The sequence below is a fragment of the Kibdelosporangium banguiense genome (genome assembly GCF_017876405.1).
Taxonomy (GTDB): domain Bacteria; phylum Actinomycetota; class Actinomycetes; order Mycobacteriales; family Pseudonocardiaceae; genus Kibdelosporangium; species Kibdelosporangium banguiense.
Genome location: NZ_JAGINW010000001.1, coordinates 1,671,609 through 1,692,756 on the forward strand (window position 1 = coordinate 1,671,609; position 21,148 = coordinate 1,692,756).

The 21,148-nt window shown below is 65.7% G+C and carries 21 protein-coding genes; 11 read left to right on the forward strand and 10 right to left on the reverse strand.

Going from position 1 to position 21,148, the window contains the following annotated elements; translation table 11 throughout:
- Nucleotides 1-2 precede the first annotated feature (2 nt).
- Nucleotides 3-905, reverse strand: a complete 903-nt coding sequence (locus tag JOF56_RS07875; protein ID WP_209635931.1) for a patatin-like phospholipase family protein — start codon at nucleotides 903-905, stop codon at nucleotides 3-5.
- A 106-nt stretch (nucleotides 906-1,011) separates the two neighbouring features.
- Here JOF56_RS07875 and JOF56_RS07880 point away from each other — a divergent pair, with 106 nt between their 5' ends.
- Nucleotides 1,012-1,773 carry a patatin-like phospholipase family protein gene (locus JOF56_RS07880; RefSeq protein WP_307854973.1) on the forward strand — a complete coding sequence of 254 codons (762 nt, stop codon included), beginning with the start codon at nucleotides 1,012-1,014 and terminating at the stop codon, nucleotides 1,771-1,773.
- 103 nt (nucleotides 1,774-1,876) lie between these two features.
- Nucleotides 1,877-3,268, forward strand: coding sequence for an amidohydrolase family protein (locus JOF56_RS07885; RefSeq protein ID WP_209635935.1), 1,392 nt, complete (start codon nucleotides 1,877-1,879; stop codon nucleotides 3,266-3,268).
- Between the two features lie 73 nt (nucleotides 3,269-3,341).
- Here JOF56_RS07885 and JOF56_RS07890 read toward each other — a convergent pair whose 3' ends face one another.
- From JOF56_RS07890 to JOF56_RS57765, 4 genes are read right to left on the reverse strand one after another with little or no spacing between them, the layout of a single operon-like run.
- Nucleotides 3,342-4,169 (reverse strand): phosphotransferase family protein, encoded by an 828-nt coding sequence (locus tag JOF56_RS07890; RefSeq protein WP_209635937.1) that lies wholly within the window; start codon nucleotides 4,167-4,169, stop codon nucleotides 3,342-3,344.
- Nucleotides 4,166-4,906 (reverse strand): AAA family ATPase, encoded by a 741-nt coding sequence (locus tag JOF56_RS07895; protein ID WP_209635939.1) that lies wholly within the window; start codon nucleotides 4,904-4,906, stop codon nucleotides 4,166-4,168. Before JOF56_RS07895 ends, JOF56_RS07890 begins: the two co-directional genes overlap by 4 nt.
- Before the next feature lie 13 nt (nucleotides 4,907-4,919).
- Nucleotides 4,920-5,633 carry an SPASM domain-containing protein gene (locus tag JOF56_RS07900; RefSeq protein WP_307854974.1) on the reverse strand — a complete coding sequence of 238 codons (714 nt, stop codon included), beginning with the start codon at nucleotides 5,631-5,633 and terminating at the stop codon, nucleotides 4,920-4,922.
- Nucleotides 5,572-5,808 (reverse strand): radical SAM protein, encoded by a 237-nt coding sequence (locus JOF56_RS57765; protein ID WP_245378190.1) that lies wholly within the window; start codon nucleotides 5,806-5,808, stop codon nucleotides 5,572-5,574. The genes JOF56_RS07900 and JOF56_RS57765 overlap by 62 nt, the downstream gene beginning before the upstream one ends.
- Before the next feature lie 237 nt (nucleotides 5,809-6,045).
- On the opposite strand from JOF56_RS57765, the gene JOF56_RS07905 reads away from it, so the two are divergent.
- Nucleotides 6,046-6,261, forward strand: coding sequence for a hypothetical protein (locus JOF56_RS07905; protein ID WP_209635941.1), 216 nt, complete (start codon nucleotides 6,046-6,048; stop codon nucleotides 6,259-6,261).
- A gap of 58 nt (nucleotides 6,262-6,319) precedes the next feature.
- Here JOF56_RS07905 and JOF56_RS07910 read toward each other — a convergent pair whose 3' ends face one another.
- From JOF56_RS07910 to JOF56_RS07925, 4 genes are read right to left on the reverse strand one after another with little or no spacing between them, the layout of a single operon-like run.
- Nucleotides 6,320-6,928, reverse strand: a complete 609-nt coding sequence (locus JOF56_RS07910; protein ID WP_037254387.1) for a GTP-binding protein — start codon at nucleotides 6,926-6,928, stop codon at nucleotides 6,320-6,322.
- A complete protein-coding gene (locus JOF56_RS07915; RefSeq protein WP_209635943.1) occupies nucleotides 6,909-7,691 on the reverse strand; it encodes a DUF742 domain-containing protein in 783 nt (260 codons plus the stop codon). The genes JOF56_RS07910 and JOF56_RS07915 overlap by 20 nt, the downstream gene beginning before the upstream one ends.
- A gap of 25 nt (nucleotides 7,692-7,716) precedes the next feature.
- The gene (locus tag JOF56_RS07920) at nucleotides 7,717-8,142 is read right to left on the reverse strand and encodes a roadblock/LC7 domain-containing protein (protein WP_033390388.1); all 426 of its coding nucleotides are present in this window, start codon (nucleotides 8,140-8,142) and stop codon (nucleotides 7,717-7,719) included.
- Nucleotides 8,139-11,270, reverse strand: a complete 3,132-nt coding sequence (locus JOF56_RS07925; RefSeq protein ID WP_209635945.1) for a nitrate- and nitrite sensing domain-containing protein — start codon at nucleotides 11,268-11,270, stop codon at nucleotides 8,139-8,141. Before JOF56_RS07925 ends, JOF56_RS07920 begins: the two co-directional genes overlap by 4 nt.
- A 755-nt stretch (nucleotides 11,271-12,025) precedes the next feature.
- Between JOF56_RS07925 and JOF56_RS07930 the strand changes: the two genes are divergently transcribed.
- The 8 genes from JOF56_RS07930 to JOF56_RS07965 all read left to right on the forward strand — a co-directional run bounded on the left by JOF56_RS07930 (nucleotide 12,026) and on the right by JOF56_RS07965 (nucleotide 20,321).
- Nucleotides 12,026-13,012 carry an ABC transporter substrate-binding protein gene (locus JOF56_RS07930; RefSeq protein ID WP_209635954.1) on the forward strand — a complete coding sequence of 329 codons (987 nt, stop codon included), beginning with the start codon at nucleotides 12,026-12,028 and terminating at the stop codon, nucleotides 13,010-13,012.
- The gene (locus JOF56_RS07935) at nucleotides 13,012-13,761 is read left to right on the forward strand and encodes an ABC transporter permease (protein ID WP_209635956.1); all 750 of its coding nucleotides are present in this window, start codon (nucleotides 13,012-13,014) and stop codon (nucleotides 13,759-13,761) included. Before JOF56_RS07930 ends, JOF56_RS07935 begins: the two co-directional genes overlap by 1 nt.
- On the forward strand, nucleotides 13,758-14,519 hold the full coding sequence (locus JOF56_RS07940; RefSeq protein WP_209635957.1) for an ABC transporter permease: 762 nt from the start codon (nucleotides 13,758-13,760) through the stop codon (nucleotides 14,517-14,519). Before JOF56_RS07935 ends, JOF56_RS07940 begins: the two co-directional genes overlap by 4 nt.
- Before the next feature lie 202 nt (nucleotides 14,520-14,721).
- Nucleotides 14,722-15,762 carry an ABC transporter substrate-binding protein gene (locus JOF56_RS07945; RefSeq protein ID WP_209635959.1) on the forward strand — a complete coding sequence of 347 codons (1,041 nt, stop codon included), beginning with the start codon at nucleotides 14,722-14,724 and terminating at the stop codon, nucleotides 15,760-15,762.
- Between the two features lie 296 nt (nucleotides 15,763-16,058).
- Complete coding sequence (locus JOF56_RS07950) at nucleotides 16,059-16,847, forward strand: ABC transporter permease (RefSeq protein ID WP_307854975.1); 789 nt, start codon at nucleotides 16,059-16,061, stop codon at nucleotides 16,845-16,847.
- Complete coding sequence (locus tag JOF56_RS07955; RefSeq protein WP_209635961.1) at nucleotides 16,844-17,656, forward strand: ABC transporter permease; 813 nt, start codon at nucleotides 16,844-16,846, stop codon at nucleotides 17,654-17,656. Before JOF56_RS07950 ends, JOF56_RS07955 begins: the two co-directional genes overlap by 4 nt.
- 4 nt (nucleotides 17,657-17,660) lie before the next feature.
- Nucleotides 17,661-18,545: an ABC transporter ATP-binding protein gene (locus JOF56_RS07960; RefSeq protein ID WP_209635963.1), complete on the forward strand. Its 885-nt coding sequence runs from the start codon at nucleotides 17,661-17,663 to the stop codon at nucleotides 18,543-18,545.
- A 753-nt stretch (nucleotides 18,546-19,298) separates the two neighbouring features.
- Nucleotides 19,299-20,321 carry an ABC transporter substrate-binding protein gene (locus JOF56_RS07965; protein ID WP_209635965.1) on the forward strand — a complete coding sequence of 341 codons (1,023 nt, stop codon included), beginning with the start codon at nucleotides 19,299-19,301 and terminating at the stop codon, nucleotides 20,319-20,321.
- 48 nt (nucleotides 20,322-20,369) lie between these two features.
- Here the strand turns inward: JOF56_RS07965 and JOF56_RS07970 are convergent, their stop codons facing one another.
- On the reverse strand, nucleotides 20,370-20,897 hold the full coding sequence (locus JOF56_RS07970; protein ID WP_209635967.1) for an LppU/SCO3897 family protein: 528 nt from the start codon (nucleotides 20,895-20,897) through the stop codon (nucleotides 20,370-20,372).
- Nucleotides 20,898-21,148: the final 251 nt, after the last annotated feature.

Sequence of the window (21,148 nt, forward strand, 5' to 3'; positions counted from 1 at the left end):
TGCTAGGCCGCCAGGGTGGCGTGAACAGCCTGGCGGCCTAGCATCACGGCTTTGCGAAGAATCTTGGGGTCGCGTTCGAGCGCGGTCACGTCAGGCGCGTCGGTCGGCGGGCGGACAGACATCACCGAAGGCAACTCGGTCAGCAGCTGCTCGTCCGCGAGATCGCGGGCGTATTGCTGTTCCCAAACGGTTTTCAGGCCGGGAAACAAGCGCGGAACCAGCATTCCCTGCCGGCGCGACGGTCTAGTCGGCCGTTCAGTCGCGCGACGCGTGCGCAACACCAGCACATGCGTCGCACCCTGCATCAACGCCGTGCGGAACGGCAACGGTTCCGCCAGGCCGGCGTCGACGAAACGCCTGCCGCCCATGCTGATCGGGCCGCCCGCCAGGACAGGCAGGCACGTGGTCGCCCGCAACGCGGCCTGCAGGTCCTCCACCCGGTGGATGTACTGCCGAAGATCCACGGATTCGCCGCTGTCCGCATCGGTGGCCAATGGGTGAAATGTCACTGGATTGGCCAGAATGGCCGGAAAGTCCATCGGGGTCGTTTCCTGGTAGACGGTGTTGACCAGATAGTCGGTGTCCACCACGGCACCGCCCAGCAGCAACCGCCACGGATTGATCACGCGGCGCATGATCTCCGGGTCCCACCAGCCGCGCATCCCGGTCAACGCCCGGCCCGACAGCAACCACGCGCCGTTCAGCGCCCCGGCCGACGCGCCGTACACCGAGTCGAAGCACCTGGTCAGCCCCAGTTCCTCGAGCGCCATCACCATCCCGCTGGAGTACGTTCCCCGGCTGCTGCCGCCCTCGATCGCGAGCGCGATGCGATGGCCGTCGGACCGGTAACCGGGCCGGCTGCCATCAGCGTGTCTGCGGGAGATGAGACGCATTACCGGGTGCACTCAACAAGTTTGTCACCGGGTCACACACACCCTCGACACCGGGCACTGTGGCCTTGCTTGCATCTGGCGGACAATGATCGCCGACAGCAACCGAAAGGCAGGGACTGTGCGCGCACTTGTGCTCGGTGGCGGCGGAATCGCCGGAATCGCTTGGGAGACAGGAATTCTGTACGGCCTCGGGGAGTCCGTGCTGGATGCCGACATCATCGTCGGCACCTCGGCGGGGTCGGCGGTGGCGGCCGCGGTGGGCCAGATCCCGCTGGCCGAGGCGTTCGAACGGCAGATCGCGCCGGACCCGGAGCCGACCGGTGGCGGCAGGCGGCCGGGACCGTCGATCGACAAGCTGATGAAGATCTTCGGCGTGCTCCAGGCCCTGCCGCCCGAGCAGGCGCGGCGCAAACTCGGTGAGATAGCGCTGACCGCGGAGACGATGCCGGAGGAGATCTGGGTGCAGGCAATCGGCTCAGTGCTGCCGTCGGCCGAGTGGCCCAGCCGCAACATCGGGGCCGTCGCGGTGGACGCCGAAAGCGGCGAGACCCACGTGTTCACCCGCGAGTCCGGTGTGGACCTGGTGCTCGCGGTCGCGGCCAGCTGCGCGGTCCCCGGTGTCTATCCCCCGGTGACCATCGACGGCAGGCGGTACATGGACGGCGGCGCCCGCACGACCACCAACGCCGACCTGGTCGCCGAGTACGACGAGATCATCGTCATCGCGCCCATCCCGGACGCGCTCCAGCTGCCCAACGCCCTGGTCATCACGCCCGACGCGGACTCCCTGGCGGCGATGACCATGAACGTGCTCGACCCGGCCACCCGCATCCCCAGCGCACACGCCGGACTCTCACAAGGCAAGGCTACGAAAATCTGACAGTAACGGACTCAGGATTCACCCTGGGATTAACTCCCAAGCGGCTCCGGCCGGGCATGGTTAACGTCTGCCCTGGTACCGGTTCGCGAAGGAGCTGTTCATCTTGGGGAAACGCCGCACGTCGCTGAACTTGTTCGTGCTGACCCTCGCCCTTGTCATCGGCGCCGTCTTCCTGGCCGGACTCGGCCGGGAAGACGTTGGCGAGGGGTATGACGGGCATGGCAAGACGGTCATCCGCAACGCCTCCATGGTGCTCACCATGGACGAGAAACTGGGCACACTGGAGAACGCCGATGTGCTGATCGACGGCGACAAGATCGTGGCCGTCGGCGCGGGCCTGCAGGCCGGGAGCGCCAAGGTGATCGACGGCCGCGGCAAGATCGTCATGCCGGGATTCGTGGATCTGCACACCCATCTCTGGCAGTCGCTGATCCGGGGCTGTGCCACGGACAAGGAACTCAACGGCTGGCTCGGCGGCTGTGTGCTGCCGCTCTACGGCTCGCCGGTGAACGGCGCGGATGCGTACGCGGGCGCCCGGCTGTCCACTCTCGACTCACTCAGCACCGGTGTCACCACGGTGACCGACTGGTCGCACGCGTTCAACGCGGATTTCGCCCGCGGCAACCTGCAGGCGCTCGTGGACTCCAAGCAGCGGTTCGTGTTCTCGTACGCGGGCGGCAAGGACCCGGCGATCAACCCGGAGATCCGCCGGGTGAAGAAGGACGTCATCGACCCGAACCCGTTGGCGCACCTGCAGATCGGCACGCACCCCACGACCGGCAACTACGAGAACACCCTCGCCTCGGAGAAACTGGCCGAAGAACTGGGCGTCTCGCTGAACGTGCACCTGCACGAGTCCAAAGCGGACCCGGCGACCGGCCAGATAGACGCGCTGCGCCGGGCCGGTGCGTTGCGGCCGGGCCTGCTCACCAACCACACCATCCAGATGACCGACGCCGAACTGGACGAGCTTGCCGCACATGACGTCCGCGTCGCACACAACCCGTTGTCGAACATGCGCCTGGCTTCCGGCGTGGCCCGAGTCCCGGACATGAAGGCCCGCAACATGAAGGTCGGCCTGGGTCTCGACGGTGGCACCAACGACACCTCGGACATGTTCAACAACATGCGCGTGGCGGTCGGCCTGCAGCGCGCCCAGTCCACGGACCCGGCCCGCTACCCCACCCCGGCCGATGTGCTGCGGATGGCCACGCTCGGCGGTGCCGAGGTTTTGGGGCTAGACAAGGAAATCGGCTCGCTGACGCCAGGTAAGAAGGCGGACCTGCAGGTGATCGAAACCCAGGCCCTGAACTTCGCGCCTCGCGTCGACTGGTCAAGCCAGTTGGTGTTCAACACGCAACCGGCGAACGTGCAGTGGGTGTTCGTCAACGGCGTGGCCCTGAAGAAGGAAGGCAAAGTCGTCGGCGACACCAGCAGGGTGCTCGCTGAAGCACAGGCGGCCGCGGATCGGGTGAAGAAGTACCTCGGCCGGTGAGAAAACGTGGGGTGGTGCGAGCGCGCACCACCCCACGGTCTTAAACCTTGAGGGCGTTCACAACTTGAATTGGCTACTCAGAGGCAAGCAGGGAAGAAGCATGCCTCTTGAGAGGCTCGGCGAGGTCAGGATAGTCGCCATTGTCAATCCTGTGCAGGAGTCGTGCGACGACGTACAGCTGAGCGATTCGACCGGCCGACGTATCGAGGACATCACGAAATCGGTTGTGCACGTCCGCGGCTACAGCCGGCACCAACAAGCTGTGGCAAAGCAGAGTCGCAGCGTCTGTCCCGCGCGGACCTCGGCCCCACAGTTCCCAGTCCAGGAGTCCGAAATCGGGGCCGACGAGGTTGGACCAGTGCAGATCTCCATGCACTGTTTCCCATTGGTCGACAACAGTCTCGACGTCAGCACCGAACCGTTCTTCAATGCGTTGGGTGACGCGGATTTGACTGGTGTTCGTACGTGCGGTCGACGTAGCGGCGAGGATGCCAAGAAACTGCCCAAGGGATTCCCACCACTGCGCGGGAAGGTCGATCGGTGATCGCAGGGCATCGGTCGGCGAGCAGGTCTCGCCGGGCATCATTGTCATGACCTCGGCACGTTGGCGACGCCCTTCGTCCCATTCTGCGACGTCAAGTACTCGCGGCTTCGATATGCCGTCAATGCTGTTGGCGTCGACAGTGCCGGTCCACGAGTCGCCTTGTGCCCATTCAGGTTCTTGCGACACCACCCGAAGCCAGTACAGCTGGTCCTTCCTTGTGGCCGCGGCGCTGATCGAACGCAGGCGCCATCCCAGGACCGGCTCCCCGGTGATCGTCAATCCGAACCTGCCGGCGGCCGTGGCGAGGTTTTCCTTCATCCACGCGGCGAACTGCGCATCCGCCTGGGCAACGGTCATGATTCGGTGACGTGTCGAAGGTAGACGTTCGGGTCGTTGAGGTAGCGCCGCCAGTGATCGACCAAGTCAAGCTTTTCCCATGACGTGGTGCGGAATCCGTGCTCGCCGATCTCGACGATCTCGGCGCCCGGTGTTGCCGCGAGAATCGGTGAGTGCGTCGCACACACCACCTGCGCGCCGCTTTCGCCAAGCCGCTGCATGAGTCCGACCAACCGGAGACAAGAGGTAAACGACAATGCCGCCTCGGGTTCATCCATCAGGTAGAGACCAGGCTCGCGGAACATCTCCGAGAACACTGTCAGGAAACCCTCACCATGACTCATCTCGGCAGTGTTTTCATCCCAGTAGCCATACATGCCACTGACTGCCTCCATGAAGCCGAACGCAGTTTCGGCTCGCAGGAAGTAGCCTTTCTGCTTGCGGCGGGAGCCACCACGAACGCGGGCTCCCTCGCCAGTCGACTCCAAGCGCACCACCTCACCCAATGGTGTCTTCGGCCGGTCGTTGACGTACTTACGCCCTGCTCGTCCACCACGTGCGTCGACGCCGTAAGCCTCGGCGAACGCTTCGACCAATGTGGACTTACCCGAACCGTTCTCCCCGACCAGGAATGTGATCGGCCGCGTGAACGTGAGGCCATGGTCAACCAGCTCGGCTACACACGGCACCGAGAACGGCCACTCGTCACCCTGGTGTGGTCGCAAGTGCTCGGGGATGTACGCACGACGAACGAGCATAGGCAGAGCTTCCTCAGTAGTTGGGGGCGCAGTTCCCTTTTGGTGTGCAGTTACCCGCCGGGTCGCAGGAAGGGCTACAGGACGGCGAGCACTGAGGATCGCACATCGTCGATGGGCAGCACTGCGGATCGCACCCTGGTTCGCCCCTGACACCTACCGCAAGTTGCTGCTCGGCAGCAGTCATTGCGGGACTGCTCAGGATCTCGGCAAGGCCATGCCGCCGAACGTTGCCCACAGGCATCCAGCGCGCGAACACGCACGGCCAGACATCCCCGTTCGCGGCGACAGCTACCTTGCCCTGCGCACAGTGCCCACAAAGCTGTGAAATGCCGGTGGGCTGGTCACGCCTGCCGCGGCCGACTTGCCGAAGCCGGTCAAAGCCGATCTCGGTCACACCGAGTGCGATGAGTTCCGCTCTGGCCTGCTCGACCCGCTGACCGTCCGCAACCTCGATCAGCCCTGCTCGCAGCGGGATCGACCGGCGGAGGGCCGCTACGATATTGGCTTTCGCGCGGTTGTGACTGCCACATCCCCGGGTGATCGCCTCATGCTGGTCCGCACGGTCTGAGTAGTAGCTCGTCGCGAGTCGCACCCTCGGTTGGCTGAAGACCTCCCACAGCTCCGGCGACACATGCACAAGGTTACTGAACACCTCGACGTGCAGCTCACGACTGAGCGCGTGTCCGATCAAGTCGGGCAACCCCGGGATACAGGGTCGGCTCACCACCGATGAACTGCACCATCCTGGTTCCCAGTCCGGCGGCCTGATCGATCACCCTTGACCAGTCTGCCAGCGTCATCACGCCGTCCGTACCGGACGGCCCGGAGTCCGCGTAGCAGTGCTCGCACTTCAGTTGGCATTTCCCGGTGATCTCCAACCACACGAATGACAACTCCGCCACTCGACGCCTCCCGGGTGATGCATCGCCTATGAAGCGGCCTTGACCTTGGCTACGAAAGCCGCGAACGAGGCTGCGGGGACGTGAAGACCGAGTTGGCGACGCTGCCCGATCGCGCTGTTGTCACGACTGGTCATGGTCCAAGGTTCGCACGGAACACGTGTACGATCGCTCACGAGCGCTTGGATTCCCCCGTTTGAGTGCACGTTGTTTTCGCACGTGCGTGCCGTACTCGGCCGCATGAATGAGGTTCGAGTCGGTGTTTCCATGATTGTCGACCGGGATATCGAGGTCAGGTGCGCCATCGACGGCGTCAACGAGGACGCCACCTTCACTTTTGTTGACACGAAAGGGTTTGAGTCCTATCTCATGCTCGATTATGAGTCCCTGCAACGGTTCCACGAACTCGCCGGGGCCGCCATCGAGGCACTGGCCGTCGACCGCCCCGAACCCTAGACAAGCCAAAATGGCTGCTGCCCCGACCGGGACAACAGCCATTCGGCAGTGTGAGAAATCAGACCGCGCGGGCCGACATCCGCTGATGCATCGCGTGCTCTACCAGCGTGATGAGGCTTTCCTTCGTCGACTCCCGGTCGCGGGCGTCGCATGTGACCACGGGCACCGACGGCTCGATGGTCAGCGCGTCGCGGACGTCCTCGACGCGGTGGTGCAGCACCCTCTCGAAGCAGTTGATCGCGACGATGTAGGGCAGCTGCCTGTCCTCGAAGAAGTCGATCGCGGCGAACGCGTCGGCCAGCCGGCGGGTGTCGACCAGCACGATGGCGCCGATGGCACCTCGGACCAGGTCGTCCCACATGAACCAGAACCGGTGCTGTCCGGGCGTGCCGAACAGGTACAGGATCAGGTCCGAGTCCAGGGACACACGACCGAAGTCCATCGCCACCGTGGTGGTGACCTTGTTCGGGGTAGCCGACAGGTCGTCCACGTCCTGGCTGGCTTCGGTCATCACCGCCTCGGTGGTCAGCGGCACGATCTCCGATACCGCACCGACGAACGTGGTCTTGCCGACGCCGAAACCACCGGCGACGACGATCTTCGCGGACGTCGTCGCCTGACGCGCCACGGCCCGCGGGTTGTGAGGACTAGAGCCTGCGGAGCCCACTGAGCACCCTTTCCATGAACTCGATACTCGGCCGGTCGCCGACGACCATGCCGCTCTGGTGGATCAGCACGAGCCCCATGCCCGCCATGTCACCGATCAGCACCCGGGCGACGCCGAGTGGCAATCTCAAATGCGCGGCCACCTCGGCGACCGAACGCGTGTCCAGGCACAGGCCGCAGATCGACCTGTGCTCCGGAAGTACAGCTGCCTCGGGCATCCGGCCCCGGTCACTGGTCGAGACCAGTGCCTCGATGGCCAGGTCATAGTCCGAGCGTGTCCGGCCGCCCGTCTTTGTGTACGGACGGACCAGCGAACCGGTCTCGGCCATCGGTTCGGGCCGGACCGGCTCCTCCCAGTCCATCGCGGCGGGAACCGCTGGGAGCTGGTCGGAGTTCCAGTCGTTCTGCCTGGGCACCCCCGGGTCTCCATACAGGCTCGCGCCTGGACCACCGAACAACCTCGCTCGGTAACCATCCAGATCGATCCTGTTCGGTGGATCCCCAAGACCGTGCTCGGGCAGGTCCTCCCAACCTCGCTCCGGCATTTGTTCTTGCCTCCGCTCCGGCCTGCTCGGCAGCCGTTGGTCGTGCTCCTCCAGCGCCTCATCGGGCTCGTGATAGGACGCCGCTTGCTGAACGGCGTCCTCGTCTTCGTCGGGGCCGCCCGCGTCCGGCTCTTCGAAGCGGAATCCGGTCGAGGCCCAATCCCGGTAGGAAAAGTCCGCGCCGAACCGACCGCCCGAGGCTCGGTGACCTCTAGCCATCTGCTCTCACCCCGTCAAACCCGGCTTATCTTCGCTGCGCGCCCTGCAGCTGCGCCCGTAGTTCGGGCGTCATCTGCTGGCCCACTCGCTCGACCAGAAGCGTCATCTCATATGCGACCAAGCCTATGTCGCAGTTCGGTGCGGCAAGCACGGCGAGACAAGATCCGTCCGAGATCGACATGAGGAAGAGATATCCCCGGTCCATCTCCACGACGGTCTGGTTGACCCCGCCTGCTTCGAAACACCTCGCGGCACCCTGGGTCAGGCTCACCAGCCCGGACGCCACCGCGGAAAGCTGTTCGGCACGGTCGCGGGGCAAGCCCTGCGACCCGGCCAGCAGCAGGCCGTCGGCCGAAACCACCACCGCGTGCGCGACTCCGGGCACCTGCCGAACGAAATCGGTGATGAGCCAGCCAAAGCTGCCAGGCTGGTTTGTCGTCGCGGTCGTCACTCCTGCTCCTCGTCTTGACGGCTCTCGACTGAATCCTGGTCACCAGCGTATGTGTCGACGAGTGCGTGTCGACCGCGGCGGATCCCTTGCTGGAAACTCGACATACGGCCTCGGACCGCATCAGCCGAGCGTGGTGGCAACGCCGGTGCGCGCTGCGCTTGTTGCTGCGGCGACGTCGGTCTTGACGGCGCCGACCCGGGGATCAGCTGTGCCTTCGGCACCCGCTTGGGCAGACCGGCCGACGTGGTGACGGCCGGGGCCTTCTTGGCCAGTGCCTGTGCGGCCTGCCAGCCCTCGTCACCAGGCGACTGCCAAGCCGACGCGTGGGCCGGCTCCTCGACTGGCTCAGGTTCCGGCAAGGGCTCGGGCTCGGGTTCCGGTTGTACTGCCGCCGGTTCCAAATGGTGGTCAGCTTGCTCCACGTGAGGAGTATTGCCGTTCGTCGCCTCGACGTGAACCGGAGGCGCCGGTGGCGGTGCGACCGGCGCCGCTGGTGCGGCAGGCGGTTCCTGGCGCGCAACGGGTGCCTCAGGGGCCGGCCTGCCACGCTCCGAGGCGGACGTCCGCTTGTCGCCGTCGCCCTCCTCGAACCACTGGGACAGCACTGCCTCGTAGATCGGCAGCCGCTCGGTCGGCGCGTCCAGATCCCGGTTGACCTCCGGCTGTGGAGGCGGTGGCGGGGTCGGGTTCTGCGCCTCACGGGCCGCCTTCTGCTCGGCGAACGCGTCACCGAACAGCGACATCGTGGCCGGTGCCTCGTCGGGCTGGTCCAGCGGCTGGATGTGCGTCGGCGCCTCGTCGTGCTGCGGGCCGTCGAGCCTGCCCGGGGCCCAGCCACCCGTGGCCGGGTCGCCGTGGCCGCCGGCCGGCATCGAACCGTTCGTCGCGTTCTCGCCAGGTGGCGGGTACGCGGGCGGCGGGTACGACGGCATGGACGACAGGTTCGCGCCCGAGTCCTCCAACGGGCCGCCCTCCGGCTGGAGCCTGGGCAGGCTGCCGGTGAACGCGCTGGCGATGCTGCCGCCCGGACGCGACGGCGGCGGCGGAGTCATCCGCTGGCCGCCCATGGTCGTCTCGACCGGTGGGGCGAGCGTCGGAATGCCGCCGGTCGGCGTCAGGTTCGTCGGCTGCACGCCACGCGAGGACTGGATCAGCGAGGAGGGCACGATGATCCGGGCGATCAGACCACCGTCGATGTCCTCGTTGTCGCGCAGGCGGACCTGGATGTTGTGCCGCTGAGCCAGCCGCGAGACCACGTAGAGGCCCATTCGCCTGGTCACCGACACGTCCATGTCGGGCGGGTCGGCCAGCCTGCGGTTGGCCGACTCGATCTCATCGGCCGACATGCCCACACCCTGGTCGGTGATCTGGATGGCCAGTTCCTTCTTGCGGGTGGCGGCCATCCGGACGTTGACCTTCTTCTCCGGCTCGGAGAACGAGGTGGCGTTGTCCAGCAGTTCGGCGATCAGGTGCACGAGGTCGTTGACCGCGCGGCCCTGGACGGCGACCTCCGGTGCGGAGAGCACGTCGATCCGGGCGTACTGCTCGACCTCGGACACGGCGGCACCGACCACGTCAGCGGCCGGCACGGGCCGGGTCAGCTGACGCGACAGACCGGTGCCCGAGAGCACCAGCAGGCTTTCGGAGTTACGCCGCATCCGGGTGGCCAGGTGGTCCAGCTCGAACAGGCTGGCCAGCTGGTCGGGGTCCTGCTCGTCCTGCTCCAGCCGGTCGATCAGGTTGAGCTGGCGTTCCACCAGGGCCTGCGAACGGCGGGACAGGTTGACGAAGATCGAGTTGACGTTGTCACGCAACAACGCCTGCTCGGCGGCCATTCGGACGGCTTGTTCGTGGACCGCGTCGAACGATCTCGCGACTTCACCGGTTTCCTCACGGGTGAACACCGGCATCGGGTCGACCGCGTGTTTGGAGGCCGCGACGGGGTCCGGGTCGGCCAGGATCCGCTGGACCGTCTCCGGCAGCCTGGTGTAGGCCACGTCCAGCGCGTTGGTCCGCAGGACGCGCAGCGGCTTCAGGATCGAGCGGGTCACCAGCGACATCAGCACGAGGGCCGCGATCAGCAGCGCGAGCACGATCGCCGCGTTGGTCCACGCCGCGTTGGTCCGGTCGACGGCCAGCGAGTCGGCGCTGTCCCGCAATTTCGCGAGCAGGCTGTCCTCGACGCTGCGCAGCTTGTCGACGGTGGCGTTGCCATCCTTGACCAGCTGCGGCTGCGTGATGCCCAGCGGTTGGTTGTTGTCGGCGCGGTTGAACGCGGTCGACTTGATCCGCTCCCGGTCGTCGACCTCGGGGCCGCTCACGGTGTCGGAGAAGAACTGCAGTTCCTGCGGGGTCGCGTTGGCCCGGAAGCTGTCCTGGGAGGCCTGGAAGCTGGCCTCGGCGGCCTTGGTCTCCTCCAGCAGGCCGGACGGGAAGTTGTCCAGCACGGCGGCGATCTGCAGTGCCGCGTTCTCCTGGGAGGCGAACTCCTTGGCCTCCGACAGCGCCTGCACCGTGGTGGCCTGCCGCAGCAGGTCCCGGTCGGTGACGGCGGTGTTGACCTCACGGCCCAGCTGGACCAGCGACTCGATGATCGAGGTGTAAGCGGATTTGACCGCCAGGTGCGGGTACTGAGTCCCGGACGCCGCCTGGCGCAGCGCTTCCAGACCGGCCAGGCGCTGCAGACCGCGGTTGTAGCGGTTGAGCGCGTCCTGGTCGTCGGTGCTGACCCTCTTGGCGGCCTCGCTCAGTTGCTCGCGGGCGGCATTGACACGGTTGGCCTGTGCGTCGAGCTCTGCACGGGCGGCGGACCGGTTGTTGGCCACGTTCTCGACAGCGAGCGTGCGTTCCTTCTGCAGCTCGTGCACGACAAGCGTGACGTTACGGGCCAGGTCCACCTGGTTGACGGTTTGCCTGAAGTCGTCGGCGCGCTGCAGGTCCTCCTGCGCGCGCAGACCACCAAGCGCTAGTGCTGTCAAGGTCGGGACGATTAGCACCGCGAGAACTTTGGTGCGTAGCCGCCAGTTGCGCATGCGCCATGGCGATCCTGCGCGGGCGGACTTGCCGCCGGGCGCGCGGGTCCCTTGGGGCCTGGCACCTGAGTCGGTCACCTCGCCGCCTGGAGGCATCAGCCCCTGGCGGCCATTCCCCGAGCTACCTACGACCCCAGCGTTCTGGTCGGGCACTCCCAGCACACTCCCTGCGTTTGAGCCAGTAGCCCGGTACCCGGAAGGCCAGCTCGAACGGACGATTACCGCAATGAGTAGGACACCAAACGAGGGCACGGCTGATGGCCATGTCTCTCGTTCGACACCGAAGCGTCAGGTCACATTTTCCAGTCCTCACAACCTGTCGGTTCGGCTTGCGGCACCCATCCGCTCCTCAGTCGCACCGCTGCCGGTTTCCGCGCATGCGAACAACCGGCTGGCGCGAAGCATCGCGGCCCGAGGCCTCCTCGGTCAACCCATCCCGACCTGGGTCGTCCATGACGGCCATGGTGTTCCCCTCGGGGGCTGTCCAGACTTCGGGCCGACGGCTCTTTTGAAAACCGCCGCCCCGGGCACCCGGGCAGCCTCCTCACTACATCGGTGGCGCTCCACCTCACTGTGGGCACAGAAGGTAGCGAAAACTATGCCCAGATGTAAGCCTATCGGGGAGGTTTACCAGAGACTCGCGCCCCACCTGCGGCGAAACTTCACGTCGCGGACATGCACTCCGGCAATGATTTTGTGATCCATTCCACTCTTCAGACCGGCGTGTTGCGCCATTTGCCGGACCGGGACCCGCTGATACCACCGTGTGCGCACGGATTGTCACAATCGGTCGACACTCTCTAGGGTGACCGACGGATGGTCTGACGTGTGTCACCCGGGAGGAATGACCAATGCAACGTCGCCCATTTGGCGGAGCATGCATTACGAGCATCTTGGTGTCACTGCTCACACTGTCCGGTTGCGGGTTACTCGATGATTCGGCCGGTTCGTCACCGCCCGCATCCGGCAGCGGTTTGGAAAGATCCACACTACGGCTCTCGATCATGCCGACAATTGATCTCGCACCGTTCCATCTGGCCGTGAAGAACGGCTATTTCCAGGCCGAAGGCCTCACCGTGGAGGCGAGCACGGCACCGAGCGGACCGGCCTCGGTGGCCAAGATGGTGGCCGGTGAGGTGGACGTCGCCTACAGCAGTTACACGCCGTTCTTCCAGGCGAAATCCCAGAACGCGGCCGATATCAAGCTGGTGGCCGACGCGTCCTCGGCCGGGCCGAAGAGCACGATGGTGCTCGCGATGCCGGGCTCAGCGGTCAGGACGATCCAGGACATGCCGGGCAAACGGGTCGCGGTGACCGCGCGGGGCACCATCTCGGATCTGATGACAATGGCCACGATGAAGGCCGCCGGCGTGGACTACCAGGGCATTCAGTGGATCAACATCCCGTTTCCGGACATGGCGCCCCGCCTGCAGCGCGGTGACGTGGACGCGGCCTTCATGACCGAGCCGTACATCACCGGGACGATCAAGACGATCGGGGCGGTTCCTGTCTTCGACACCGCAGCCGGGCCGACCGCCGATTTCCCGACCGCGGGCTTCGGTGCGACGGCCAAGTTCGTGGCCGAAAACCCGAAAACCGTCGCCGCGTTCCAGCGCGTAATGGCCAAGGCCACAGCAGAAGCCGCTGACCGCAGCAAGATCGAGCCACTGCTGGTCGAATTCGCCAAGGTGGACAAGGAAACCGCGGCCGCCGCCACCTTGCTGACGTTCCGCTCGACGCTGGACGCGGCGAACGTCCAGCGAGTGCCGGACCTGATGCTGCAGTTCGGCGCGATCCCGGGCAGAGTCGATGTCGCGGCGATGATCGTGAAGCCGTAGTGCCCCGCTTCGCCCGGAGCCTGATCGGGCTGGGCGTGTTCTTCGCGGCCTGGGAGGTGGCGGCCAGATCCGGCCTGGTGCCTCGGATCTTCCTGCCACCGCCGAGCGTGGTGCTGGCCCGCCTGGTCGAACTGACCGGTCAGCACGACTTCCAGCGAGACATGATCGCCAGCGGGCTGGCCTGGGCGATCGCCCTGCTGATCGCGATCGGCATCGCCGTGCCCGCGGGCCTGATGCTGGGCAGCGTGCCGCTGCTGCGCACGGCGACCCGGGCGATCATCGAGTTCCTCCGGCCGATCCCGTCGGTCGCGCTCATCCCGCTGGCGATCGTGGCCCTGGGCGGCGGCCCGGACACCAAGATCGCGTTGGCGGTGTACGCGGCGGTCTGGCCGATCCTGTTCAACACCATCTACGCACTGGCCGAGATCGACCCGCTGCTCGTGGACACCGCCCGCAGCTTCGGTTTCCGCAGGCCACGGATACTGCTGACGGTCGCGCTGCCGCACGCGGCGCCCTTCGTGTTCACCGGCATCCGCCTGGCCAGCTCCATCGCCCTGATCCTGGTGGTCAGCACCGAGTTCCTGGCCGGTGCCCGGCTCGGCATCGGCACGTTCATCCTCGACGCCGGCAGCGGCGCCGGCCGGATGGACCTGGTCCTGGCAGGCACAGTCGTGGCGGGCCTGTTCGGCTACCTGGTCAACGACGGCCTGGAACGCCTCGGCCGACGCCTTTTCCGGTGGGGCCAATGAGAATACTGAGAAGCCTGGTGCGCAACTGGGCGTTTTTCGCCGGACTGATGGTGGTTTGGCAACTGGCCACTGTCAGCGCCCAGAGCCCGTTCTTCCCGCCGCCGACCGTGATCGTGGCGCAGCTCGGCGATCTGCTGCTGACCGACGCCGTGCACCGGGACATCCTGCCCAGTCTGGGGCGGATTCTGGGTGGCTGGCTGATCGCGGTGGTGATCGGGATCGTGGCGGGCACCGCGCTCGGCCGGGCGCGGACCGGAATGGACTACGTCAGTTCGCTGTTCGCGTTCTTCCGCGCGATTCCGCCGCCCGCGCTGATCCCGGTCTTCATGGTGCTGTTCGGCATCGACACCACGATGAAACTCGCTGTGATCATTTTCGGCGCGCTGTGGCCGATCCTGCTCAACACCGTCGACGGGGTGCGCGGTGTCGACGAGGTGAAAACCGACACAGCCCGGTCGTTCCGGATTCCGCGGCATCTGTGGATCACGATGGTCGTGCTGCCCGCGGCCCTGCCGAAGATCTTCAGCGGGCTGCGGCTGAGCCTGTCGATCGCGCTGCTGCTGATGGTGGTCTCGGAGATGGTCGGCGTCTCCAGCGGCATCGGCTACCAGCTGCGATACGCCCAGGACCAGTTCAGTTTCCCGCAGATGTGGGCGTGGGTGGTCCTGCTGGGCGCGCTGGGCTACCTGCTCAACGCGGTACTCCTCACGATCGAACGGCGAGCACTTCGCTGGCAGCAAGATTCCAACATCATGTAGCAACCGAATATCACTGACATATGAGACACATCACGCTGTTTTTCAGCCTATGTCGGCGCGTCTCCCTTGACAAATGATCATGGTCACTGCCGAGAAATCGCCCCACAACCCATTGTGACCGGACGCGGGACAGCCCTAGAGTCTCGCCGGTACACCCGGGGAGCGGCCTTGCGAAACATTCACATCAGTGTGAGGAGAGGCAATGCCTAGACGCGGCGACACCGGCCAGGTGTACCGGTCGCGCGTGCGGATCCCGATCATCGCCGTCACGATGGCCCTTATGGCCGCCGTCACTGGTTGCGGCGCCCTGGGTGGGGACAGCGGCAACTCCAGTACGAGCGGGAGCGCGGGAGCCAGCGGCCCGGTCGAGAAGCCGAAGATCAAAGTGGGTCTGCTGCCCGTGGTGGACGTGGCCCCGCTCTACCAGGCCATCGACAAGGGCTACTTCAAACAGCAGGGCCTCGAAGTCGAACCGATCACCGTCTCCAGCGGCCCCAAGGCCGTCGAGGGCATGATCGGCGGCGACCTGGACATCGCGTTCACCAGCTACCCGGGTGCGTTCGTGGCGCAGGCCAAGGGCGCGGCGAAACTGAAGATCGTGGCCGACGCCTACGCCGCCCGGCCGGGTCACCTGGTGCTGGTGGCGCTCAAGGACTCGAAGCTGCAGCGGCCCGAGGACGCCGGCGGCAAGAAGATCGCTGTGACCAGCAAGGGATCCATCTCCGATCTGGGTGCGATGTCGGTGCTGGAGACCAAGGGCGTCAAGGTCGAGCAGATCGACTTCCGGCAGATGTCGTTCCCGGAGATGGGCCCGGCCATGCAACGCGGGGACATCGACGGCGCGGTCGTCGCCGAGCCGTGGGTGACCAGGACCGAGAAGGAGTTCGGTGCGCTGCAGCTGATGGACGTCTCCTCCGGCCCGACCCAGGACATCTCCATGACCGGCTGGGCCGCGATGGAGAAGCTGACCACCGAGAACCCGAACACGTTCGCGGCGTTCCAGCGCGGCCTGGCCAAGGGTGTCGACGACGTCAAGAAGGACCGCGGCACGCTGGATCAGATCCTGGTCAAGAACATCAAGATCGACCAGGCCACGGCCCAGCTGGTGCACATCGCGGACTACCCGGTGTCGTTGGACGCCGTGCGGCTGCAGCGGGTCGCCGACCTGATGAAGAAGTTCAACGTCATCACCAGCGACCTGAAGGTCCAGCCGATGCTGCTCGCCTCGCCGGTCGCGAAATAGTCGCTGCGCGCCTGAGCCCGGGGACGTCGTACGGTGTCCCCGGGCTTGTCCGCTTCCCTGACCCGCGATGCTTCACTCGCAGTAACGGCCATACCCCGACTGGAGTAGGCAACTACTCCTGCGTGGTACGCCCAAACGGCCGGTTTTCATACCCAAGGTCGACTGACGGTCCGTGATTTATTTGTCGAGAACGTCCGTTGCTCTCTAGAGTGACCCCCTGGCGTCGCTGGGTGACCCGTTTTCCAACCGCTCATGGAGTTCGGTGTGTTCATCTATTCGGCTGAAGGTGCACTGGCGTGATCCGGTTCACACGAGGCCTGGTGGGGATCGTGATCGTCCTCGCCCTCTGGCAGTTCGGCTCCTTCACGGGGCTCTTTCCTGAGAACTACATCCCGCCACCGACCACGGTCCTGCCACGGATGCTGGAGCTGTTCACCGGCGCGTTCAACAACGGTGACGACCAGAAGTTCCTGGCCGACCTGGTCGCGACCATGCTGACGTGGCTGCTCGCGCTGCTGATCGCGATCGGTATCGCGGTACCGGCCGGGCTGCTGCTCGGCAGCGTGCCCGCGGTCCGGCTGGCCACGCGGGTGATCATCGAGTTCCTCCGGCCGATCCCGTCGGTCGCGCTGATCCCGCTGCTGATCGTGCTGGTCGGATCCGGGCCCGAGACCAAGATCACGCTCGCGGTGTACGCGGCGATCTGGCCGATCCTGTTCAACACGATCTACGCGCTCGACGAGATCGACCCGTTGCAACTGGACACCGCCAAGTCGTTCGGCTTCGGCAAGGCCCGCACGATGATCACAGTCGGCCTGCCGCACGCGGCACCGTTCGTGTTCACCGGCATCCGGCTGGCCAGCGCGGTGATCCTGATCGTGGTGATCAGTACCGAGTACCTGGCCGGCGGCACGGTCGGGATCGGGAAGTTCACCCTGGACTGGGCAAGCGGATCCGGGCGCCAGGACATCATCCTGGCCGTGACACTGCTGGCCGGCGTGATCGGATACCTGCTCGACGGCGGATTCCTGAAGCTGCAACGGCTGCTGTTCAAGTGGAACACCGCAGAGGCGGGTGGCAAATGACGCGCCTGAGGGGCTTCGCCCAGCGCTGGATCGTGCTCGCCTGTGTCGTGGTGGTGTGGGAACTGGCCACACTCGCCGCGCAGTCGAGTTTCTTCCCGCCGCCCACCGAGATCGCGCAGGCGGCAGGCAAACTCTTCTTCGGCGGCCCGGCATCGCAGCTCGGCTTGAACGACAACGTCTTCACGCACCTGCTGCCCAGCCTCGGCCGGTTGCTGACCGGCTGGGTCGGCGCGGCGGTGATCGGCATCGCGCTGGGCATCGCCCTGGGCCGGTCCCGGCACGGCATGGAGTACTTCGGCCCGCTGTTCGCGTTCCTGCGGTCGATCCCGCCGGTGCTGCTGCTGCCGTTCTTCATGGTGATCTTCGGTATCGAGTCGCCGCAGAAGATCGCGCTCATCGCGTTCGGCGCGCTGTGGCCGATCCTGCTCAACACCGTGGACGGCGCCCGGTCGGTGGACGCGGTCAAGATGGACACCGTCCAGTCGTTCCGCATCCCGCGCTCGCAGTGGATCACCATGGTCGTGCTGCCCGCGGCCCTGCCGAAGATCTTCGCCGGGCTGCGTGTGTCGTTGTCGCTGTCGTTGGTGCTGATGGTGATCTCCGAACTGGTCGGCGCGGCCAACGGCCTCGGCACCCAGATCGTGGACTCCCAGCGGCAGTACGAGTACGGCGACATGTGGGCGTTGATCGTCCTGTTGGGTGTCATGGGTTACGGCCTCAACAGTCTGTTGCTGGCAGTGGAACGTCGCGTGCTCTCTTGGCAACCCACGCGAAACGTGCAAACGAGTACCGTCAAGGCCGGAGGCTGAACTAATGACGGCAATGCTGGAAGTCGCCGACCTGCGCCACACCTACGGCTCCGGGCCGGGGGCGCACACCGCGGTACAGAACCTCAACTTCACCATCGCCACCGGTGAGCTGGCGTGCATCGTCGGCCCGTCCGGGTGTGGCAAGTCCACGCTGCTGCGCTGCATCGCCGGGCTGATCAAGCCGTCGGCGGGCACCGTGTCACTGCACGGCGACCTGATCGAACGAACCCCGGAAGACCTGGCAGTGGTGTTCCAGGACTACAGCCGGTCGCTGTTCCCGTGGCTTTCGGTGCGTGGAAACGTCGAGTTCCCGTTGCGCTCACGCGGAATCTCCCGCTCCGAGCGCAAGAGGCGCGCCGCGGAGGCGCTGGAATGGGTCGGTCTGTCCGGCGCCGAGGCGAAGTACCCGTGGCAGCTGTCGGGCGGTATGCAGCAGCGTGTCTCGATCGCCCGGGCGCTGGCGTGCCAGCCGGCCCTGCTGCTGATGGACGAGCCGTTCGCGTCGGTCGACGCACAGACCCGGTTCGAGCTGGAGGACCTGCTGCTGCGTGTGCGGCATGAGCACGACAGCACGGTTCTGCTTGTCACACACGACATCGACGAGAGCGTGTACCTCGGCGACCGTGTGCTCGTGCTGTCCAAGTCGCCCGCGTCGATCGTGGCCGACCTGCCGGTGGACCTGCCCGCCCAGCGGGACCAGATCACCACGCGTGAGTCGGCGAACTTCGTCACCCTGCGCGGCGAGGTCGCCCGTCTGCTGCACAACCCGCCGACGGGTGCGGCAGATCCGGTCAAACCGCGCCCTACCGCAGCCGAGGAAGAGGCCGCGGCACAGCGCTTCCTTGAAGCCGAGCGGGCCAGCCACGCCAGTGAGGCGTCGACCAACTAGTACTTTTCCCTTCCAGGACAACGTATACAGCGCGCCGGCGACTGGTATTCCTGCCAGTCGCCTGCCGCCGTCCATGTGGGACGCCACTCGGCGGTCACAACCCACATTCCCCGGCCGGGCCGGGAAATCACTCACGGGCGCTTTCGTGCGTCCACTTCGGACATAATTCGCGGCACATCTTCCGCACGCACAGACCTGATACTCCATTTGACATATTTGTTAGGAAAAATGGCGGTATACACAGCGTCTGGGCAATAGTTCATTCGGCAGCAGCGCAATCATCGGAGTGTGGTTGCGATATGCGGTCAACACATAGCCTGCGCCACGGCCCCGCACCCCCGGCTGAGTGGAGATTTCACCAACACCGGACGTCCCGCGGCCCGCGTGGAGCCGGTCGGCATGGCGACGGCCGCGGATTCCTGCAACCCTGGGAGGGAGCGCAGGTCTCCGACCACTGTTTCAGGAAAGGCATCACGGCACTGCCAGGATTGCGAACATCTTTCGCAAATCCCCAGTCCCGCAACAGATCCCGCTGATCTCGCGCACCACTCGCGGCGTCGCAGAGTTGATCATCCCTTTCGGTCTGGTCTCATTTCTCCCTGCCAGCCCGTGGGATGGTGTATAAAACACCGCGAAAGAAACACGCAATGTGACTGATCGTGCACATCTTTGCCTACGGATCGTGTCAGTCGCGTCGTAGCTGTCCATCATCTCTCGCAGATAAGGCATCACATGCTTGGACGAGCAAGCAGTTTGGCAGCATCACCCCGTCCCAGACGTGCCGCGGCCGGCATCCTGGGCGCCGCGGCATTGCTCGCGGCATTGTCCGGCTGCGGCTTGATCGGTGGATCCAGTGACGACTCCGGCGGCGGTGGCGGCGCCGGTGGGCTCGAGCGCACCAGCCTCAAGGTCGGCGCCATGCCGATCATCGACTCCTCGCCGGTGCACATCGCGGCGCAGAAGGGCTACTTCAAGGAAGAGGGCCTGGACGTCCAGCTGGAGACGGTGACCGGTGCGGCCACCGCGATCCCCAAGCTGCTCTCCGGTGAGCTGCAGTTCACCTACGGCGCGTACGTGCCGGTCTTCCAGGCCCAGGAGAAGGGCACCGGCGACTTCAAGTTCGTCGCCGACAGCTACCAGACCGCCGAGAAGATCTTCGTGATCATGGTCGGGCCGAACTCGACCATCAAGACGCCCGCCGACCTGGCCGGCAAGAAGATCGCGACGAACACCAAGAACAGCATCACCGACCTGCTGGCCAAGTCCGCGTTGGAGACCGCCGGTGTCAACATCAACGACAAGGCCAAGCCGATCGAGTGGGTCGAGTTCCCCTTCACCGACATGGGCGCCAAGCTCGCGGCCAAGCAGATCGACGCCGCGGTGATGCTGGAGCCGTACGTCACGCAGGCTGAGCGGACCCACGGCGCGACCCCGATCCTGGACACCTCGCAGGGCCCGACCAAGGACTTCCCGATCTCCGGCTACACCGGTATGGCGAAGTTCGTGCAGGAGAACCCGAAGACCACCGAGGCGTTCCGCCGCGCGCTGAAGAAGGCCTCGGAGACCGCGGCCAACCGCACCGAGGTCGAGGACGCGGCGACCAAGTTCGCCAAGATCGACAAAGAGGTCGCGGCGCTGGTGCGGATCGGCACCTTCCCGACCAGCCTCGACCGCACGCGGTTGCAGCGCACGGTCGACCTGATGCGCAAGTACGGCATGCTGACCAAGGACATCAGCGTCGACTCGATGATCGTCGACTCGGCCAAGACGAACTGATTCCTGCTGCTGGTGTGGCGGCCGGTCTTCCGGCCGCCCACAGTGGTCTCACTTCTCGGTCAGGCACAGTGTGGTGGCCGGTTGCGAGTACGTCGCAGCGAGTTCGCCCTGGGCACAGATGGCCTTGTCGGCCTTGCCCTGTATGACTTTCACGACTTTGAAGTCCGCCGCCGAGCACGCGACGCGTCCGTCTGTCTCGTTGCGACCGTCGGCCGTCGTTTTGAAACAGTCGCCTTCCTTGGCGTTGAGCACCAGGCAGAGCTTGACCGTGTCGGTCCGCTTGCCGCCGGTCCACTCCGTGTAGTCCCCGTCCGGGCACCGGCCTGACGCAGTGGCGAGTTTCTTGGCCACCCGGTAGACGGCCTCCGGCGTGGAGCACTCGACCTTGTCGGCCGCGGCATCACTGGTCGAGATGACCTTGACGCAGTCGCCTTCCTCAGCCACACGCGCACTCTCGCCCCATTTGGCGACCGCGAGCACACCCAATGCGATGACCGCGGCGACCACAACCCCGATGACGACCCTGCCGCCCCCGCTGATACCGCGTGGTTCGGACGGCGGCGGATCCGGTGGCATCACCCGCGGCTGTTGTTGATGTTGACAGGGCGCCTGCCTGGCAGGCGGCGGATATCCGGGCCTGGGCGGTGGAAAGCCCCGCGGTGGATACTGCCCCGGCGGTGGATACGTCATCAAGCCCCTCGGCGAGTTTCGTTCGGCTGTGCGACCGTAATGGTCAACGGCCCCGGCACGGAACAGCAACGGCCCCGGCCAGGGGATTTTTGCGGCCGCCCGCGGTGTTGGCACACTGGGACGACCTGCGTACGAGG

Coding starts and splice junctions, on each gene's coding strand:
- JOF56_RS07890 (WP_209635937.1), bottom strand. CDS start 4,169: ATGACCGTTGCCCAGGCGGATGCGCAGTTCGCCGCGTGGATGAAGGAA.
- JOF56_RS07895 (WP_209635939.1), bottom strand. CDS start 4,906: ATGCTCGTTCGTCGTGCGTACATCCCCGAGCACTTGCGACCACACCAG.
- JOF56_RS07905 (WP_209635941.1), top strand. CDS start 6,046: ATGAATGAGGTTCGAGTCGGTGTTTCCATGATTGTCGACCGGGATATC.
- JOF56_RS07915 (WP_209635943.1), bottom strand. CDS start 7,691: ATGGCTAGAGGTCACCGAGCCTCGGGCGGTCGGTTCGGCGCGGACTTT.
- JOF56_RS07925 (WP_209635945.1), bottom strand. CDS start 11,270: ATGCCTCCAGGCGGCGAGGTGACCGACTCAGGTGCCAGGCCCCAAGGG.
- JOF56_RS07930 (WP_209635954.1), top strand. CDS start 12,026: ATGCAACGTCGCCCATTTGGCGGAGCATGCATTACGAGCATCTTGGTG.
- JOF56_RS07940 (WP_209635957.1), top strand. CDS start 13,758: ATGAGAATACTGAGAAGCCTGGTGCGCAACTGGGCGTTTTTCGCCGGA.
- JOF56_RS07945 (WP_209635959.1), top strand. CDS start 14,722: ATGCCTAGACGCGGCGACACCGGCCAGGTGTACCGGTCGCGCGTGCGG.
- JOF56_RS07955 (WP_209635961.1), top strand. CDS start 16,844: ATGACGCGCCTGAGGGGCTTCGCCCAGCGCTGGATCGTGCTCGCCTGT.
- JOF56_RS07960 (WP_209635963.1), top strand. CDS start 17,661: ATGACGGCAATGCTGGAAGTCGCCGACCTGCGCCACACCTACGGCTCC.
- JOF56_RS07970 (WP_209635967.1), bottom strand. CDS start 20,897: ATGCCACCGGATCCGCCGCCGTCCGAACCACGCGGTATCAGCGGGGGC.